This window comes from Glutamicibacter sp. NPDC088483, from assembly GCF_044753145.1.
GTDB lineage: Bacteria > Actinomycetota > Actinomycetes > Actinomycetales > Micrococcaceae > Glutamicibacter.
This window is the reverse complement of the sequence record NZ_JBIVMP010000001.1, coordinates 459,683-477,402: the sequence shown is the minus strand read 5'-3', so window position 1 is coordinate 477,402 and position 17,720 is coordinate 459,683. Positions and strand designations below refer to the sequence as shown.

Annotated in this window: 16 protein-coding genes; 11 read left to right on the top strand and 5 right to left on the bottom strand. The window is 62.5% G+C overall.

Annotation, left to right across the window (positions count from 1 at the left end; translation table 11 throughout):
- Positions 1–93: 93 nt before the first annotated feature.
- Together ACIP6G_RS02290 and ACIP6G_RS02285 are read left to right on the top strand one after the other, a co-directional pair.
- Positions 94–4,317: a DUF4011 domain-containing protein gene (locus tag ACIP6G_RS02290; RefSeq protein ID WP_400288457.1), complete on the top strand. Its 4,224-nt coding sequence runs from the start codon at positions 94–96 to the stop codon at positions 4,315–4,317.
- Positions 4,317–4,634, top strand: coding sequence for a hypothetical protein (locus ACIP6G_RS02285; protein WP_400288455.1), 318 nt, complete (start codon positions 4,317–4,319; stop codon positions 4,632–4,634). The genes ACIP6G_RS02290 and ACIP6G_RS02285 overlap by 1 nt, the downstream gene beginning before the upstream one ends.
- A gap of 4 nt (positions 4,635–4,638) precedes the next feature.
- On the opposite strand, the gene cpaB is transcribed toward ACIP6G_RS02285, so the two are convergent.
- Both cpaB and ACIP6G_RS02275 read right to left on the bottom strand, forming a co-directional pair.
- Positions 4,639–5,349, bottom strand: a complete 711-nt coding sequence (gene cpaB, locus ACIP6G_RS02280; protein ID WP_400288453.1) for a Flp pilus assembly protein CpaB — start codon at positions 5,347–5,349, stop codon at positions 4,639–4,641.
- Between the two features lie 61 nt (positions 5,350–5,410).
- Entirely contained in the window at positions 5,411–6,025 is a 615-nt protein-coding gene (locus ACIP6G_RS02275) for a 5-formyltetrahydrofolate cyclo-ligase (RefSeq protein WP_105657595.1), read from the bottom strand.
- 85 nt (positions 6,026–6,110) lie between these two features.
- Here ACIP6G_RS02275 and ACIP6G_RS02270 point away from each other — a divergent pair, with 85 nt between their 5' ends.
- Positions 6,111–6,731: a GNAT family N-acetyltransferase gene (locus ACIP6G_RS02270; RefSeq protein ID WP_105657594.1), complete on the top strand. Its 621-nt coding sequence runs from the start codon at positions 6,111–6,113 to the stop codon at positions 6,729–6,731.
- A 180-nt stretch (positions 6,732–6,911) separates the two neighbouring features.
- Positions 6,912–7,745, top strand: coding sequence for a hypothetical protein (locus tag ACIP6G_RS02265; RefSeq protein ID WP_400288450.1), 834 nt, complete (start codon positions 6,912–6,914; stop codon positions 7,743–7,745).
- Positions 7,746–7,813: 68 nt separating this feature from the next.
- Here ACIP6G_RS02265 and ACIP6G_RS02260 read toward each other — a convergent pair whose 3' ends face one another.
- Positions 7,814–8,320 (bottom strand): Lrp/AsnC family transcriptional regulator, encoded by a 507-nt coding sequence (locus ACIP6G_RS02260; protein ID WP_400288449.1) that lies wholly within the window; start codon positions 8,318–8,320, stop codon positions 7,814–7,816.
- A gap of 112 nt (positions 8,321–8,432) precedes the next feature.
- On the opposite strand from ACIP6G_RS02260, the gene ACIP6G_RS02255 reads away from it, so the two are divergent.
- The 4 genes from ACIP6G_RS02255 (at position 8,433) to ACIP6G_RS02240 (ending at position 12,329) form a co-directional block, all read left to right on the top strand.
- Positions 8,433–8,903, top strand: a complete 471-nt coding sequence (locus tag ACIP6G_RS02255) for an NUDIX hydrolase (protein ID WP_105657591.1) — start codon at positions 8,433–8,435, stop codon at positions 8,901–8,903.
- Between the two features lie 40 nt (positions 8,904–8,943).
- Entirely contained in the window at positions 8,944–9,849 is a 906-nt protein-coding gene (locus ACIP6G_RS02250) for a glycine betaine ABC transporter substrate-binding protein (RefSeq protein WP_400288446.1), read from the top strand.
- A gap of 92 nt (positions 9,850–9,941) precedes the next feature.
- Complete coding sequence (locus ACIP6G_RS02245; protein WP_105657589.1) at positions 9,942–11,162, top strand: pyridoxal phosphate-dependent aminotransferase; 1,221 nt, start codon at positions 9,942–9,944, stop codon at positions 11,160–11,162.
- Between the two features lie 303 nt (positions 11,163–11,465).
- Entirely contained in the window at positions 11,466–12,329 is an 864-nt protein-coding gene (locus ACIP6G_RS02240) for a PPK2 family polyphosphate kinase (protein WP_400288443.1), read from the top strand.
- A 17-nt stretch (positions 12,330–12,346) separates the two neighbouring features.
- On the opposite strand, the gene ACIP6G_RS02235 is transcribed toward ACIP6G_RS02240, so the two are convergent.
- Positions 12,347–12,577: an exodeoxyribonuclease VII small subunit gene (locus ACIP6G_RS02235; RefSeq protein ID WP_400288441.1), complete on the bottom strand. Its 231-nt coding sequence runs from the start codon at positions 12,575–12,577 to the stop codon at positions 12,347–12,349.
- Between the two features lie 28 nt (positions 12,578–12,605).
- Complete coding sequence (gene xseA, locus ACIP6G_RS02230) at positions 12,606–13,868, bottom strand: exodeoxyribonuclease VII large subunit (protein WP_400288440.1); 1,263 nt, start codon at positions 13,866–13,868, stop codon at positions 12,606–12,608.
- A gap of 276 nt (positions 13,869–14,144) precedes the next feature.
- Here xseA and ACIP6G_RS02225 point away from each other — a divergent pair, with 276 nt between their 5' ends.
- The 3 genes from ACIP6G_RS02225 to ychF all read left to right on the top strand — a co-directional run bounded on the left by ACIP6G_RS02225 (position 14,145) and on the right by ychF (position 17,688).
- Entirely contained in the window at positions 14,145–15,338 is a 1,194-nt protein-coding gene (locus ACIP6G_RS02225; protein WP_400288438.1) for an SH3 domain-containing protein, read from the top strand.
- A 100-nt stretch (positions 15,339–15,438) separates the two neighbouring features.
- Positions 15,439–16,530, top strand: a complete 1,092-nt coding sequence (locus ACIP6G_RS02220) for a 4-hydroxy-3-methylbut-2-enyl diphosphate reductase (protein ID WP_105657584.1) — start codon at positions 15,439–15,441, stop codon at positions 16,528–16,530.
- 72 nt (positions 16,531–16,602) lie between these two features.
- Positions 16,603–17,688, top strand: a complete 1,086-nt coding sequence (gene ychF, locus ACIP6G_RS02215) for a redox-regulated ATPase YchF (protein ID WP_105657583.1) — start codon at positions 16,603–16,605, stop codon at positions 17,686–17,688.
- The last annotated feature ends 32 nt before the right edge of the window (positions 17,689–17,720 follow it).

Genomic DNA, 17,720 nt, shown 5'->3' with positions numbered 1-17,720 from the left:
CGCGCACCGGTTCTGCACGGTGCGTGCACTACGTTAGAAAGAGGCGTATCTGCACCTGTGGTGCGCCCGAATGTGGTCGGTTCAGTGAAGGGAATGACTGTCGTGACTAGTGGACAGAATGCTGCCGCCGAGCGTGTAGCTGCCTGGGTGAAATCCCTGGGACAGAGTGCCGGGGCGGATACCACCCTGCGATTTGCTCCGTCGACCTCCAATAGCATCGACATAACCCATGCCAATCCATCGGGATTGGCCCAGTTCCTTGCCGGACGGCGTACCCGCCTGTCCACGCTGCTGCACGATGCGGACCAGTACGCTACCGCGCGCCGCACTGCCCGTGCGCTCTCGGCCAAGATCAATGAACTGTGGGAAGAACGCGGCATCGACGTCGGCTACCTGGCCGCCGGTGTCGCCAACTGGCGCGCGGTCCACGATGGCAAGAGCGAGCCTGTCTCGGCTCCCATCATGCTCGGCCGCATCACACTGACCAAGCACGTTGATGCTGACGACTACGACCTGCAGCTGGTCGGCCGCGCCACCGTATCCCCGGCCTTCGTGCGCCAATTCGAAGCCGACCACAACGCCAAGGTCGATGTCGCCGCGGTGGACGCCGAAGCGTACTCCATCGCCCGTTTCGACCCGGTCCGCGGAATGGATGCCCTGCGCCACCAGATGTCCGAGGTTCCCGGCGTAGTGGTGGGCCACCGCCTGCTGCTCTCCACCTTCTCCGAGCTGATGGACCCAGCTGACCCGGCCAAGCTCAATGGGTCCCACCCGGTCATCGAGGCGCTAATTCGTCACGACTCCGCGGAAAAGCAGGCTGGGAACAGCCAAAGCAGCAAGACCTCCGAAGCGCTGGCCAACCTGGTCGCTTCCAAGCCGGGCGCTTCCAAAACCGAGGGCTCAAAGCCTGAAGAAGCCAAGGACGAGTCTGCCGCTGAAAAGAAGCAGGACGAAGAGCAGCCTGAAGCGCAGGCCGCCGATGCCAAGGGCCATGAAGCTGCCGGCTCCCGCCTGAGCCGCGTGAAGAACATTCTCAAGGAAACCGCGCGCTCGCGTAAGCAGAGCCTTGCCTCCGAAGGATCTTCTGCCCGCAAGGTCCACACCGGAACCACCACCATTGCCAAGTCTTCTGATGACCGTGATCCGGAAGATGAACTGTTCTTGCTGGACGCGGATGAGTCCCAGTCCAAGATGCTTGACTACATCGCTGCCGGTGAATCGGTGGCCATCAACGCCGCTGCCGGTACCGGTGCTACCCAGACCGCGCTGAACGCAGCCGCGCTGCTGGCCGCCCAGGGCAAGCGAGTACTGGTGGTTGCGGAACAGCGTTCTGCCGCCGAAGAATTCGTGACCCGCTTCAACGAGCACCTGGATGCAGGCAGCATGCTGCTGGAACCCAACGAGGATCCAGAAGCGCTGCGCGCGATGATGACCAAGGCAATTCTGCGCAACGAACGCGCTGCCGAGCCGCAGCTGGGCTCCATGTTCAAGCGCCTGCGCGAATCCCGCCACGCACTGCACGAGCACGTGAAGTCGCTGCACTCGGTGCGCAGCCGTTGGGGTTGCTCGCCATACCAGGCAATGCAGGAACTGGCACGTCTCTCCGCACTGGAACCAGCGCCATCCACCACCGTGCGCCTGAAGCGTTCGGTGCTGGATTCCATGGGCCAGCGCGGACATGTTGCCGCACAGCTCAAGCGCGCAGCGCAGCTTGGCGCCTTCTCCAAGATGCACACCACCAGCCCATGGCATGGTGCACCGCTGCGCAACACCGAAGCCACCGAAAAGGCCTTGAACCTGGCCAGCGGGCTGGGCCGCGACCTGCCCATCCTGCATGAGCACATGCTGCAGATCGCCGAGCGTTCGCAGATCCGCCTGGAAGAAAGCTACGACAAGTGGGGAGACCAGCTGCAGTTGCTGGTCGCCGTCCGCGGATCGCTGGACAAGTTCGAGGCCGACATCTTCGAGGGCGACATCGATGATTTGATCGCCGCTACCGCAACCAGCGCATGGCGCCGCGAGCACGGCGTGGAGATGGGCTCCATTGTCCGTTCCCGGCTGCGCAAGATTGCCAAGGAATACGTCCGCCCGGGCATGCACGTAGCTGACCTGCAGTCCGCTCTGCAGGCGGTGGCGGTCCAGCGCGATGCCTGGCGAGCCATTGCCACCAGCCAGCGCAACCCGCAGGTCCCAGGCGGCCTGCTGGATGTTGAAGCCGGATACCACGACGCCGGTGCCCGCATCGACAAGCTGGCCGAAATGCTGCCGTCCTCCCTGGGCTCGGGCCTGCGCGAAATGCCCATCAAGGAGCTGCTCTCGGTGATTGCAGCGCTGGTCGAGCGCCGCGAGGACCTGGGCGAGCTGCCCGAGCGCACGTTGATCTCCGAGCAGCTGGCTGAAGCCGGGCTGGGCGACCTGCTCGATGACTTCGCCGAACGCGAGATCGACGCCGACCAGGTAGACAGCGAATTGGAGCTTGCCTGGTGGCAGTCCGTGCTGGATGCCATGATCTCCGGTGACGACTTCCTGGCCATGAATGACGGCTCCAAGCTGGAGAAGATCGAGGCTGACTACCGACTGGCTGACGGCGCGCACATCGCTGCCGGCCCGCAGCGCATCCGCTGGGCGCTGACTCGCAACTGGAAGGCAGCGCTGGCTGACCACCGAGCCGGTTCCCGCGCGCTGCGCGAGATGCTCAAGGGCGGAACCCCGAGCATTGCCGGGCTGCTGGATCTTGGAGCACCGCTGGCCAATTCGCTGACCCCGGTCATCGTCTCGGCTCCGCTGCTGCTGGGCAGCGCCCTGCCGGAGGACACGAAGTTCGATGCGGTCATCCTGCTGGAAGCCAACTACCTCACCCTGCGTGAAGTCCTGGATGCGATCCGCCGCTCCGGCCAGGTCATTGCCATTGGCGATGAAATGCTGGGCGGTCCGAAGCGCTTCGAGGTCTCCGTAGACCCGACCGCACGAGTTCGCGAGCAGAGCGTGGACCGTTCCGCGCTGGAAGCCCTGAACAAGGTCCTGGTGACCGGTTCGCTGTCCACCGTGTACCGCGGCATTGACGAAGGCCTGGTGGAACAGCTGTCCGCCACCTACTACGATTCGGCGCTCTCGCGCCTGCCAATGGCGGTGAACCTCACCGGCGACTCCTCGCTGCTGCGCGGCGAATACGTGCCAGATGCCACCGGCTCACTGTCCAGCAGCGAAGACGGTGTGCAGACCACCGCAGCAGAAGTGGCGCGCGTGGTGGATCTGGTCTTCGGCCACTTCAAGAACCACGGGGGCGAATCGCTGGCAGTCATTGCCTCGAACCGCAGCCATGCCTCGGCCATCGCCGAAGCGATCCGTGTCCAGCTGCCAAACCACAAGTACGCGATGGAGCACCTGCGCTCCAAGCGCGAACCATTCGTGGTGACCACCATGGACCGGCTGATCGGCCTGCGCCGGGACTCGGTCATCTTCGCCTGGGGCTACGGACGTACTCCGCACGGCAAGACCCTGCACGAATTCGGTGCACTGTCCCGCGAGGGCGGCGAACAGCTGTTCGTCGCCGCCATGACCCGATCGCGGACCCGCATGACCTTGGTGTCCAGCCTGTTGCCCGAAGACGTGGACCTGAACCGCGTCTACCGTGGTGCCCGACAGTTCTTCGAACTGTTCGGACGCGTGCAGGCAGGGGATTCCGGAGTCAGCTCGATGCGCAATCCGCGCTTCGATCCATTGGTTTCCGATCTGGCCCGCCGCCTGCGCGAAAGCGGTGCCATCGTTTCCGAGGACTACCGCGGTGTGCTGGACCTGTCGGCTCACGCCTACGACTCTGCGCACAGCGGCATCCGCCCATTGGCTGTGGTCTACGACGGCACCGAGCACTATGCCGGACTGACCGTGCGTGAACGCAGCCGACTGCGCCCGGAATTCTTCGAGAAGCACGGCTGGCGCTATGTTCCGCTGTGGACCATTGACGTCTTCACCGATCCGGGTGCTGTCACCGATCGCCTGGCCCATGCACTGGGATTGAAAAAGCCTGCGGCCCCGGCCCAGGCTTCGACCCGTACCGGTGTGGCCGCCGCTCGGCCGGTGTCGGCCCGTGAAGTCACCACCGAGGCGGAAACGCCGAAGGAAAAGTCCAATCTGCTCAAGTCCGCCAAGGCTCGACTGGAACCAAAGGCCGAGACCAAGCAGGAAGCGCCAGCTGCTGAAAGCGGTGCCAAAGCTGAAGCTGGCGACGCACCTGCAAAGGACAGCGCGGATAAGCCACTGACTCCAGCCCCTGTTCCGGCTACCAGCAAGAACGAGGATCCGGAGCCAAAGAAGTAATGACTTCTGAGCAAGAACCAACGCGCGGCCGCCGCAAGCGGCCGCGCGTTGTCGCACCCCCGCAGCATCTGACTGCTCGCGTTGAACTCACCGGCAGCTACGCGCCAGTGCCGCATTCAGACTCCGTGAACCGGGCACTAGCCGGCCACCAGCCCGCCGAGACTTCTGCTGCGGCGATGGCGTCCCGCGCTAAGCAGCCGGCCGCCGATCCGCTGTCCGAGTTGCTGGCCGAAGACCAGGACCCGAGAAACTGGGGCGACGCCAAGGAAGACCTGGCTGAGATGATGAAGCGCGAGAAGCCGCCGCACTGGGGCTGATTTCCTAATTCACCAAGACGGCTGAAACCTTGCCGCGCGATACTGCCCCGGCCAGATCATCCGAGAGGCTGCTGGCAGCCGCGACCACCACAATTCCTTCACCGGTCGGAGCCGCGCCGCTGAGCATGCCGAATTCGGAACTGCTGGCATTATCCGGAACCCAGAGCACCGGCACCGCCTTGGCGATGGTCTGCGAGCTGATTTCCTTTTCAAAGCCATCTCCGGTGGTCAATACGATATCCACCAGTTGCCCTGGATGGAGCAGCGTCACGGTGGCAGGATCGCTCAAGCGCAAGGGAACGGCCACGGTGCCTTCCGGCGAACCGGTCAAAAGTTGAGGACCCACCAAGGAATAGTTGCGCAGCACCGTTCCGGCAGTCAGTGCCACGGCTGCCCGTTGCCCCGAGATGGCATCGATGCTTTCAAAGACTTCGGCATCTTCCGGGGCCAGCCGCACCGTTTGCACCGTCAGCTGGTTGGCGGATATGCGGGACCCGGCAGGAATGTCGCTCAGCGCCACCACGACTTCGCGCTGCGCTAATTGCCCGGAGGAAAACACATTGAGCACGCCCGCCAAGGCCAGCAGCGCGCAGGCGATGGCCAAAGGCTTCCGGTAGCGGCGCAACAATTCATTGCGGTTGCGCACGGGACGGATCTTCGGCTTGGGAATCACCGGGGGCCGGGAGGCAGCATGCGGTCTGGAGAAGAAGCTCATAACCCCATGCAACCTTCAGGTCCAGCGGCCCACTGCGAGCTGCCCGCGAGCTGTGGGTAAATCAGATGATTTGATGCACCTGCTGCGGAGTGAACACCAAGTCCACGGGTTGGTCATGCTCATCGATCTGGAAGGAACCGGCCGGAACATACTCGTGCTCATAAACCACGGCCGCCACACGGACCGGCGCATCGTCGATCAAGGGCAGGAAGCGATCGTAGTAGCCACCGCCTTGGCCTAAACGCAGCCCGTTCGAATCGATGGACAGCGCAGGCATGATCAGCGTATTGATCTCGTCAAAGAGCTCTGTGCCCATCCGCTTGCCCACCGGCTCCATCACCGGGGCCAAGGTACTTGGCTGGAATTCCATGCCGGGGGAGTACTCAACCCACGAGAGCGCGTACTCCGGTTCGCACACTGGCAGGTAGACTTCAATGCCTTCCTTGGCCAAAGCATCCAAGAGCGCCTCGGTGGACGGTTCATCCGGACCCGAGCAATAGGCCGCGACCTTCTGGACGACACCGGTGCTCTGGCTCAGATAGCCAATCACCGTGTGCGCCAGATCCAGTCCGAACTGCTCACGCTTGCTCGGATCAAGTGCCCTGCGCCAAGTGCGCACAGCGGCACGCGCGGCCTTCTTGCCGGCGCCAGAATTCAGATCAGCGGTGGGATTCATGCCTACAGCTTACGTGCAAGAAACGAAACGCTGCCTGCTAGCGCTGTTGCCAGCTGCAAGCATGACGAAGTAATACGATGTGCACATGTTCTTCTCTCGTCGAGCAAAACGCCTGGTTCCGGATCTGGCCTCGGAACGGCTGTTGTTGCGCCAACTGACTGCCAGTGACGAAGCCGAGTGGATCAATCTGCGCTACGCCAATTCCAAATGGCTCAAGCCATGGGATCCCACCAGTCCCTTGGGCCCGCCAGAAGCCATGACTTTTCGCGAGATGCTCAGGGCCAAGGATGAATCAGCAGTTGACGGCAGCGGATTCACCTGGGCCTTGGCTCTTCCCCAGCTGCACAAGGGGCGCCCGCCATTAATCGGGCAGGTTTCCGTGGCGTCGGTGCAATATGGTGCCGCGCGCACAGCGTCCATCGGCTACTGGCTGGATCGCAACCATGCCGGCTTCGGCCTGATGCCCGAAGCCTGCGCCTTGGTCATAGACCATTGCTTCGAGCAACTGCAGCTGCACCGCCTGGAAATCAACATCCGTCCGGAGAATTCGGCCAGCCTGCGGGTGGTGGACAAGCTCGGGTTCCGCGATGAAGGGCTGCGCAAAGGCTATCTGCACATCGATGGGCAGTGGCGGGATCACCGCACCTTTGCGTTGACCCGTGAAGAGGTGGAAACGACGCTGCTCGAACGCATCTACGAATACTGAGGCGGATTTCGTGCTATTTCGTTCAATCGAGCTCTGATATGAGAGAACTGCATTGAAAACATGCAGACACGCCAAGGGATGTGCATGAGCGCGCACCCAAGGTTGCATAGTGTTGATTCGGAGGAACCATATTTAGTTCCACGAGGATTTGACCGACTCAATCGGTGATGGAGGACCCACATGGCTGGCACGTCACAGAGAGCTTCGCAGGAAAGTGCTGCGACCAAACTCAAGATTCGTGTGCGCTATGGCCGGTTGTCCGTCGCGCTCGTCGGTGCCTTGGCTGTCCTCGCGACCGTCTTCGGTCTCATCCTGGCTCCTTTTACGGCTCTGACCTTCGGCACCGTAGGCCTGTTCGCGCTGATTGCCGTAGCATCCTTCGCCACCCTGCGCGGGCTGGCTGTCCGTGACCGCAACCGCAAGCTGCTCGAGCACCTCGAAGCCACCCGGCAGCAGGCGCTGCGGACTCCCGCTTTTGACGACGCGGCTAACCAGGTCATCTCGCGCAAGCATGAGGATGACGAGGTCTTCGACGCTCGCCCGGGTTCGTCCCGCCGCGCTCCAGCGATTACCGCTGAAGAGCTGCGCGCCGAAGCGCTGCGAGTGGCCCACGGCTATGGCGGTGTAAAGCAGCCAGGTACTTGGGAACCAACGCACGTGCCCAAGCCAACGTACGTGGAAGCCAGCGAGCGCATCGCCAAGACCGCGGAGCTGGCAGCTGAACAGGGTGCCAAGCGGACCCACAAGGCAGCACTGCCGGTGAAAGAACCGCTGCGTCCGAGCAAACAGATCAGCCTGAAGGCATCGGAAGATGCAAAGCGCCTGGCCACCGAAGTTTCGGCCGAAGAGCGCGCAGCGGTCGCTTCGGTAGTTGCCAAGCGTACCGAGAGCGCACCAGCTGCCAAGGAAACCGTTGCAGCGCCATCCCCCGCACCGGAAGCCGCACCCGTGGCTGCCGCGGGTACCAAGCCTCGCCTGAACCTGGACGCGGTCATGCAGCGCCGCCGCGCATAAGCATTCCAAGCACAAAGACTTGTGGCCCGGACCTCGCGAGGTCCGGGCCACAAGTCGCTTAAGCGCTGCTAGCTGATCATGTCATCGAATGGCAGCGGGCCGCGGTTGCCGCGGTGGTGCGCGAAGACCAAGGTGGTTTCGGTATGGCCCACCGACTCGTCGGTGGCGAGGTTGTCCAGCACCCAGTCACGCAGTGCATCGGTGGAACCGACCGCGATATGCAGCAGGTAATCGGTGCCGCCGGAAACATGGAACATGGACAGCACCTCGGGCAGCTGCGGGATGCGTGCCACGAAAGCGTCAATCTTCTCGCGGTCGTGGGCGCGCAGCTTGACCGAGATCAGTGCCTGCACGGTACGGCCTACAGCGCCCAGCGATACCTCGGCGTGGTAGCCGGTGAGGATGCCGCGCTCGACCAGCGAACGGGTGCGCAACAGTGCGGTGGATGGAGCGATGCCCGCACGCTGTGCGAGGTTCGCATTGGAGATACGTGCATTAGCGACCAATTCGTCGATGATGATTCGATCGATTTCGTCCAGATCGACGTTTGATGAAAGCTCTGATTGCTGGGCCATAAGAATATTTCATCATATTCGCGAGATATCAGTGGGATCTTTGGCAGAAAAATCAGCGTATGCCGTCCGCGTACGAGTAAATAATCGGTGAACAAACGGATATATTGGGGATATGACACGTCGTTCTGAGCACACCGGTGAATCCTTTGATACCAGGCTGGCGGCCTATTGCTTGGTGGAACACGAAGGAAAGGTACTGCTTACGCTCTGGGATATGCGTCATCGCGATCCACGCTTCACCCCGCGCTGGTCCCTTCCCGGCGGCGGCATCGACTTGGGGGAGCCTATCGAAGAAGGCGCGCGCCGTGAAGTCTATGAAGAGACCGGCTACGCGGTGGGCGAGCTGGGGCTCCTGGATGTCAGCACGGGAGTTATTCCCGGTTCCAAGCGCTACTCGGGCGAAGGCCATGCCATGCAAACGGTGGCGGTCACCTATCGGGCCAAACTGACCGGTGGAGAACTGCGCCACGAAGTCAACGGTTCTACCAGCCAGGCCGCCTGGTTTACCCGCGAGGAGATTGCCAAGCTGAACTGCATTGAACGCGTTGAGAGCATCTTGCGACTGACCGCACCCGGCAAGTAGCGACGGATCGCCGCTGGCCTGCCCTAGAATCAATAGGGACATGAACTTGCGAAATACCATCACCGTTGGCGCACTCAGCGCAACCCTGCTGCTAACCCTGTCTGCTTGCACCGAAGAGGCAACGCCGACGGCCGAGCCAAGCAAGGCCATCACCTTGCAGATTGCTGCCGGTTCTCAACCTGCAGACCAGGCCTTGGCCCATGTCTATGCCAATGCGCTGAAAGCCGAAGGCTACAAGGTGTCGCTGAACAAGCCCAGTGCTGATCCTTACCAGCAGGTGGTCGACGGGAAAGCCGATTTGGCGGTAGACCAAGCGGCCAAGGCCCTGCCCCTGGTTGCTGACCCGGCGGCTATAACCGGTGAAGATCAATTGCTGAGCGTCGAAGAATCCAAGAACCTGCGCAGCGCCATCAATGACGCTGAGGGGGAGCTTTCTGCCTTGGAACTCAGCCCAGCTGATGCGGGAAAGGTCTTGGTCATGAGCCAGGCCCAGGCAACCTTGCACAAGGTCGATTCGGTGGAAACCCTGATTGCGGCTTGCACAGATCTGACGATCATTAGCGATGAAGCCAACGCCGCATCCTTGAAGGCATCATTGGAGGACGCTGGCTGCGAGAAGCCGAAGGTCGTGGCTGAGGAGCCGGCGAAACTGGCCAGCAAGCTGCGTGCCTCGGTGGACAGCGTGGTGGCGCTCGGGTCGGGAGATGCCGTCATCTCCGATGAAGGCTTCTACAGCATTCCGGGAAGCGCCGCCTTCTTCAACGCCGAGCAGTACATGGTGCTGGCCAACGGCGACGTGAATGACAAGGCCCGGGCAGAACTGGACAAGATCACCGGCGAATTCTCGCAGCAGTCCCTCGTGGACCTGAACCGCATGGTCAGCCAGGCCGACGGACTGAGCCCAGAGCAAGCGGCCACCCGTTGGGAATGGATCATCGAAGAGTAGGCCCCAGCCAGCTCTCCCAGGATTTCGACCGCTGACCATAGCGGTCGAGTAACAAGGTGTGTCGATCGCACCTGACGTGAGAAAGTGTAACCATGGCAGAATTCAAACAATCAACGAAACTGCACAACGTCCTCTACGACATCCGCGGCCCGCTGCTTGAGCACGCCACGCGCATGGAGTCCGAAGGACACCGCATCCTGAAGCTGAACATCGGCAATCCCGCCCCGTTCGGCTTCGAGGCGCCCGACGCGGTGCTCGTTGACATGATTCGCAACCTGCCTAACGCCCAAGGATACTCCGACTCCCGCGGCATTCTCTCGGCACGTACCGCCGTCTCGCAGTACTACCAGACCCGTGGCATCCAGACCATTGGCGTGGATGACGTCTACCTGGGCAACGGTGTCTCCGAGCTGATCACTCTCTCGTTGAATGCGCTGCTGAATAACGGCGACGAGATCCTGATTCCCGCCCCTGACTACCCGCTGTGGACCGCTTCGGTTTCGCTGGCCGGCGGCACCCCGGTGCATTACATGAATACCGAGGAAGAAGGCTGGCTTCCTGATCTTCAGGACATGGAAGCGAAGATCACCGATCGCACCAAGGGCATCGTGATCATCAACCCCAATAACCCGACCGGTGCGGTGTACCCCAAGGAAACCCTGGAGGGAATCCTCGAGCTGGCGCGCAAGCACAACCTGATTGTGTTCTCGGACGAGATCTACGAAAAGATCCTCTACGAAGACGCCGTGCACATCAACACCGCTTCGTTGGCAGATGACGTGCTGATACTGACCTTCTCCGGCCTGTCCAAGGCCTACCGCGTGTGCGGCTTCCGTGCTGGGTGGATGGCTATTTCCGGTCCCAAGCACCAGGCCGGCGACTACATCGAGGGCATCAACCTGCTGACCAACATGCGCCTGTGCGCCAATGTGCCGGCGCAGCACGCAATCCAGACCGCCTTGGGCGGGTACCAGTCGATCAATGACTTGATCCTGCCTGGCGGACGCCTGCTTGAACAGCGCGATGCGGCCTACAACCTGCTCAGCGCGATTCCTGGCGTGAGTGTCCAGAAGGCCAAGGGCGCGCTCTACATGTTCCCGAAGCTGGATCCCGAGGTCTACCCGATCCACAACGATGAGACCTTCGCCCTTGAACTGCTCAAGGCGCAGAAGATCCTGATCTCCCAGGGCACCGCCTTCAACTGGATCCGTCCGGATCACTTCCGTTTGGTCACCTTGCCCAACGTGCGCGACCTGACTGATGCGGTTGGACGCATCGGACAGTTCCTGGAGGATTGGCGCGCTCGCGCATAGGCTGCCCGGATGCGGAACCGGCCCAGAATCACCCACGTGATTCTGGGCCGGTTGTGCGTTAAGGCGACTATCGGGGAATGCGGTCCCCGGAATTTCAGGGATATCGCCTGCCAGCGACTGCGATCGGAGAATTTGGTGTCCTGCAGCCGAAGAATTGCGTTTTCGCGGGGCTCAGCGATCCTGAGCATCGAGCCGTGATGGGTGCTTCGCCGTTGACGAATACCGCTTCTCACGGCGCCCGCAGTGGCAGTAGGCTGGCAACAACGAATCGCATCACTTCGACACACGCGTGAGGACTTAATGATGAGCGCCTATCCTGCCAACCTGTTAGAAGCGCTACGTGCAGAACCGGGCGTGGAGCTTTCAGAGCGCGCAACCAAGGATGCTGATTGGTGGCCCGGCGACGCCCCGCAGGATAAGAAGGCCGCCGAGAAGCGCATGGAGCAGCTGGCTGAACTGCTCTCGGATCTGCAAGAGAGGCTCTTCGCCGCCTCGGTAGCTGGCGGGCAAGGCCCAGCAGTCCTGCTCATTTTGCAGGGAATGGATACGTCCGGCAAAGGAGGGACTGTTCGCCACGTCCTTGGCATGCTGGATCCGCAGGGCGTCAAGCACCATGCCTTCAAGGCGCCAACCGAGGAAGAAGCAGCCCATGACTTCCTCTGGCGCATCACCAAGCAATTGCCCGCCGGGGGACTAGTGGGAGTCTTTGACCGTTCCCACTATGAAGACGTTCTGGTCGCCAAGGTGAAGGGCTTCGCCACCCCGGAGGCGGTCGAGTCCCGCTACGGGAAAATAGTCGACTTCGAGAAGCAGCTGATCGAGCAGGGCATCCACCCGATCAAGGTGATGCTCCACATCAGCCGAGAAGAACAATTCGAGCGCCTCTCGGCACGCCTGGAGCGTGCCGACAAGCATTGGAAGTACTCGCCGGGCGACGTCGATGATCGCCTGCTGTGGGATGACTTCCAGTCCGCCTACGAGGTGGCGATTAACCGCACCGATAACCAGGGCGCACCATGGCATATCGTTCCCGCTGACCAGAAGTGGAAAGCCCGCTTGTGCGTCGCCGAGCTGCTGCTGGCTACCCTGGAGCGCGTCGCTCCCGACTGGCCCGTTGCCACCTTCGATGTGGAGCAGGAGAAGGCCCGGCTGGCGGCCACGAAGTAGGTCCGGGTGAGGACGGGCTATTCGCCGGCGGCCTGCTCGTGGTTGGCGCGGGCCTGCTCCAGACGCTGAGAGACACCGTTGAGCCAGTTCTCGCAGTGGGCTGCCAGTGCTTCGCCACGCTCCCACAACGCCAGCGAGGCTTCCAGCGCAACTCCGCCGGTCTCGAGCTGGTTGACCACGGCCAGCAGTTCTTCGCGAGCCTGCTCGTAGGAAAGCTTGGCAATGTCGTCAGGGATTTGTGCAGTCATGATTACTCCAAATTGGTATTCGTGGTGATTAGCTTGCGTTGTTGCCGGCAGGGAGGGATTCAAGGGTTCGTGCAACCAGCTGCCCGGAAGCCACCCGGATGAGCACCTTGCTGTCTGCTGGCGCCTGGGCTGCCTCTCGCACGATGCTTCCGTCCTCCAGCTGGGTGACCGAATAGCCGCGGTCCAGGGTCTGCTGCGGGGACAGGGCACGCATCTGGTTCTTCAGATGATTGATCTCGTCGTTGGCGCGCATCACGCGGTGGCGCAGCAGATCCGTCGAGCGCTGCTTCCAGCGCTCCAGGTCTTCGGCACGGGAGGTGACCATCACCTGCGGGTTGGCCAGCACCGGGCGTTCGCGCACCGAGGCCAGCAGCTGGGCTTCGCGCTGGAGAAGATTGTTGATGGAACGGTCCAAGCGGCTGCGGGCGATTTCCAAGCCGGCGAATTCTTCTTGCAGATCCGGGACAATGCGCTTGGCTGCATCGGTGGGGGTCGACGCGCGAAGATCGGCCACATCGTCCAGGATCGGGCGGTCCGCTTCGTGGCCGATGGCCGAAACCACCGGCGTCTGGGCTGCGAAGACCGCACGCACCAGATCCTCATTGGAGAAGGGCAAGAGGTCTTCCAGGGCCCCGCCGCCACGGGCGATGACGATGACGTCGATGTCCGGGTCCGCATCCAGCTGCTGCAGGGCTGCGATGACCTGGTTGGCGGCATCCATTCCCTGCACGGCGGTATTGATGACCTTGAATTGCACGGATGGCCAGCGCAGGCTGGCATTGCGCAGCACGTCCTTCTCCGCATCCGAATCACGCCCGGTAATCAGGCCGATGCGGTGGGGAAGAACAGGCAGCGGGCGCTTGTGCTCAGGGGAGAAGAGGCCTTCTGCTCCCAGCGCCTGGCGCAATCGTTCCAGGCGCACCAGCAGCTCGCCCAAGCCTACCGGTCGCAGGTCCGTGGCATTCAAGGAAAGCCGGCCTGTTTTCGCGTAGAAGCTCGGTTTCACCTGGGCCACCACGCGGGAGCCCACCTGCGGGGTGGCATCCAGCTTGCGCATCGTCGAGGCCCAAATGGTCACCGAGAAAGAGAAGTCCGCATCGACATCGCGCAGGGTGAGGTAGGCGTGTCCGTTGCGCACATTGGCTTCCAGCAGCTGGCCTTCAACCCAAACCACCGGAGAGTTCTCGATATGGATTTTCAGCTTTTCCGAGAGCAGCCGCAGCGGCCAAGGATTGTCCGCGGTGGTCTGCCCGGCGGTCGCCGGCAAACTGGCGGGGGCTTGGGGATCCATCGGTGCCGCTCCTTGGAAGGTCGAATCTCTGGTGCATCTGTGAGACTACCGCATGGCACCGACGGCTGGCCGGATCCCCGGGGGCTGGGGCAAGGCCGCGGCAGGTGGAGCGCAGGTATCGCAATGGGCGATTTTCATACCCGATTGGCCCCGCAAGACCCGGGGAAACGGGGTTTTCCAACGATTGGGACAAGCCTGCCTGCGGGCATTGCGAGGGGCAATGTGCGGGTGGACACTATTGAGCATTGGGGAAGCACTTCAGAAGGATGCAGGGCCATGCGTGGGGCATTGGGGAATAAGAATATTGCGCGTTCTGGGTGGACTTGGGTGGCAGCGCTCAGCTTGCTGGCCGGTTCCATTCCGCTCTCCGCCGCGGCCTCGATGCCCGCGCTGGCGGCTGCGGCAGTGCCGGCCGCAACGGTGCACGTTGCCAGTGCCATATCCATCGACTTGCCGGTCCGGGTGCGCACCACGGCGGATCTGAATATGCGCACCGGCGCCTCGACCAGTTACCGGATCCTGGTGCAGATACCCACGGGGACCTCGGTTCCGGTATCCGGGCGTGCCTCCAACGGCTGGTACAAGGTCAGCTACAACGGGTACACCGGGTACGTCAGCGGCTACTACGTGGTCGCCGCTTCGGTGCGCACGCTCGATGACCTGAATCTGCGCACCGGCACATCCACCAGCTACCGGGTCCTGCTGAGCATCCCGAAAGGGAAGACGGTTCCCGCCTACGCCCGCGCCTCCAACGGATGGTACAAGGCCAGTTACGGAGGGTACACCGGCTGGGTCAGCGGCAGCTACGTGACCACCTATCCGAAGCCGCCCTCCGCCCCGCAGTCCACCGGTCCCAACCGGACATCGAGGGTGGTGCTCACCTTCGATGACTGCCCGCGCACGCTGAGCGCCTTCACCTCGGTCATGGATTACGCCGCCAGCAGCAACATCGGCCTGGTGATCGCTCCCACCGGCGATTGCCTCGGCTCGTTCAAGTCGCGCTACGGCGTGGACCTGGCCGCGCTGGCCCGGGCCAAGGGCCAATGGGTGATCAACCATTCGATCAGCCACCCGGATCTGCGCCCGCTGTCCTGCCAGCAGGCCGGTGCGCAACTGGGCGGCTCCGGCGTGCACACGAATTTCGGGCGCCCGCCCTTCGGAGCCATCGACGCTTCGGTGCGTTGCGGCTACGACAGCCGCGGGATGGCCATCTGGACCTGGTCCCGCGACACCCGCGACTGGGACGTGAAATCCAAGTCGATTACCGTCTCTCGGGCCTCGGCCGCGGTGCCCGGGGATACAGTGCTGATGCACATGCAGTGGTACGGCTTCTCGCCCGATGCGCTGCGCCAGATCAAGGCGAACCTCGGCGCCCGCTCGGTGGGCGTGTGCCGGGCCTACCACGGGTCCGATGGCACCGGCGCGGTGGTGCGCACCCCGGTGCTGCTGCCCAGTTCGCTGCCTTGCTGAACCGGCAAGCACCCTTCGGAGGCAGATCTCACAGTCCCCGGGGGGTGGCGCGCATCATATGAGCATGGGCTTACTTGCATGCACTTCGTAGACTAGAGGTATGGCTACTTCCACTTCCACTACGGTCTCGCTGTCAATGCCTCGGATCCCGCGGGTGCGCCGCACCCCGGCCGAGATTGCAGCTGCCTCCCCAACGGTCACCGAGCGCAAGGTCCTGCTGGCCGCTCCTCGCGGCTACTGCGCAGGCGTGGACCGGGCAGTGGTTGCCGTTGAAAAGGCGCTGGAGCACTACGGTCCTCCGGTGTACGTGCGCAAGCAGATCGTGCACAACCTGCACGTGGTCTCCGAGCTGGAATCCCGCGGAGCGATTTTCGTCGAGGAGAACGAGGAAGTGCCCGAGGGCGCCCTAGTGGTTTTCTCCGCCCACGGCGTCTCCCCGGCCGTAGTGCAGTCCGCGGCGGACCGCAACCTGCAGACCATCGATGCCACCTGCCCGCTGGTCACCAAGGTGCACCGCGAAGCCGTGCGCTTCGCCAAGAACGACTATGAGATCCTGCTGATCGGCCACGAAGGCCATGAAGAGGTCGAGGGCACCTACGGCGAAGCCCCGGAAGTCACCACCATCGTGAACAACCCCGAGGAAGCCGACACCGTCCAGGTGAAGAACCCGGACAAGCTGATCTGGCTCTCGCAGACCACCCTGAGCGTGGACGAGACCATGGAAACCGTGCGCCGGCTGCGCGAGCGCTTCCCGAACCTGCAGGATCCACCCAGCGATGACATCTGCTACGCAACCACCAACCGCCAGGCCGCGATCAAGAACATTGCGCCGCAGTCTGATCTGGTGATCGTGGTCGGTTCGGCGAACTCCTCGAACTCGGTGCGCCTGGTCGAGGTGGCACTAGACCACGGGGCAAAGGCTTCCTACCGCGTGGACTTCGCCAACGAGGTGGACGAGGCCTGGTTCGAGGGCGTCTCCACCGTTGGCGTGACCTCCGGTGCCTCGGTGCCAGAGGTGCTGGTCCGTGAAGTCGTGGCGCTGCTGGCAGAGTACGGCTTCACCGACGTTTCCGAGGTCACCACCGCGCAGGAAGACATCATCTTCTCGCTGCCCAAGGAAATCCGCGGCAAGCTCAAGGAAGCCGGGGACGAGGAACGTGCCCTGGGCGGACACGCTCGCCCGCAGGCCTGATTTCTCCATAAGAATTCAAGCGCCAGTACACCATTGCGCGCTCATCACTAGTAAAAGGTAGAATTTCCTCCCGTGGCTCTTACTATCGGAATCGTCGGACTGCCAAACGTCGGCAAGTCCACCATGTTCAACGCGCTGACCCGTGCCCAGGTGCTGGCAGCCAACTACCCGTTCGCAACCATCGAACCCAATGTGGGTGTCGTGCCGTTGCCTGACTCGCGGCTGAAGGTGCTCGCCGGAATCTTCAATTCCGAGCGCATCCTGCCTGCGACCGTCTCCTTCGTGGATATCGCCGGCATCGTCAAGGGCGCTTCGGAAGGCGAAGGCCTGGGCAATAAGTTCCTGGCGACCATCCGCGAAGCTGATGCGATCTGCCAGGTCACCCGCGCATTCGTGAATGACGACGTGATCCACGTGAACGGCAAGGTGGACCCGGCCTCGGATATCGAGACCATCGCTACCGAGCTGATCCTCGCGGACCTGCAGACCATCGAGAACCAGCTGCCTCGCCTGGAAAAGGAACTACGCACCAAGAAGATCGAGAAGTCGTTCCTGGACGCAGTGCTCAACGCGCAGAAGGTGCTCGAAGAAGGCATCACCTTGTTCGCCGCCGCGAAGACCAAGGGTGTGGACCTTGAAGAGCTCGCGCCGATGCAGCTGATGACCACCAAGCCATTCATCTACGTGTTCAACACCGATGAGGCCGGCCTGGCCGATACCGAGATGCAGGCCAAGCTCTCCGAGCTGGTTGCCCCTGCCGAGGCGATCTTCCTGGATGCCCAGTTTGAATCCGAACTGGCTGAACTGGAAGAAGACGAAGCGGCCGAAATGATGGAAGATGCCGGCATCGTCGAGTCCGGCCTGGGCAAGCTGGCCCGCGTCGGCTTCGACACCCTGGGCCTGCAGACCTACCTGACCGCTGGCCCGAAGGAAACCCGCGCATGGACCATCGCCAAGGGCGCCACCGCGCCTGAGGCAGCCGGTGTCATCCACACCGACTTCCAGCGCGGCTTCATCAAGGCCGAGGTCATCGGCTTCGAAGACCTCGTTGCCGCTGGTTCGGTGGCTAATGCCAAGTCTGCGGGCAAGGCCCGCATCGAAGGCAAGGAATACATCATGAAGGACGGCGACGTCGTGGAGTTCCGCTTCAACGTGTAGTCGCGTTCCGCTTCAATGTCCCGCTCAAGTGC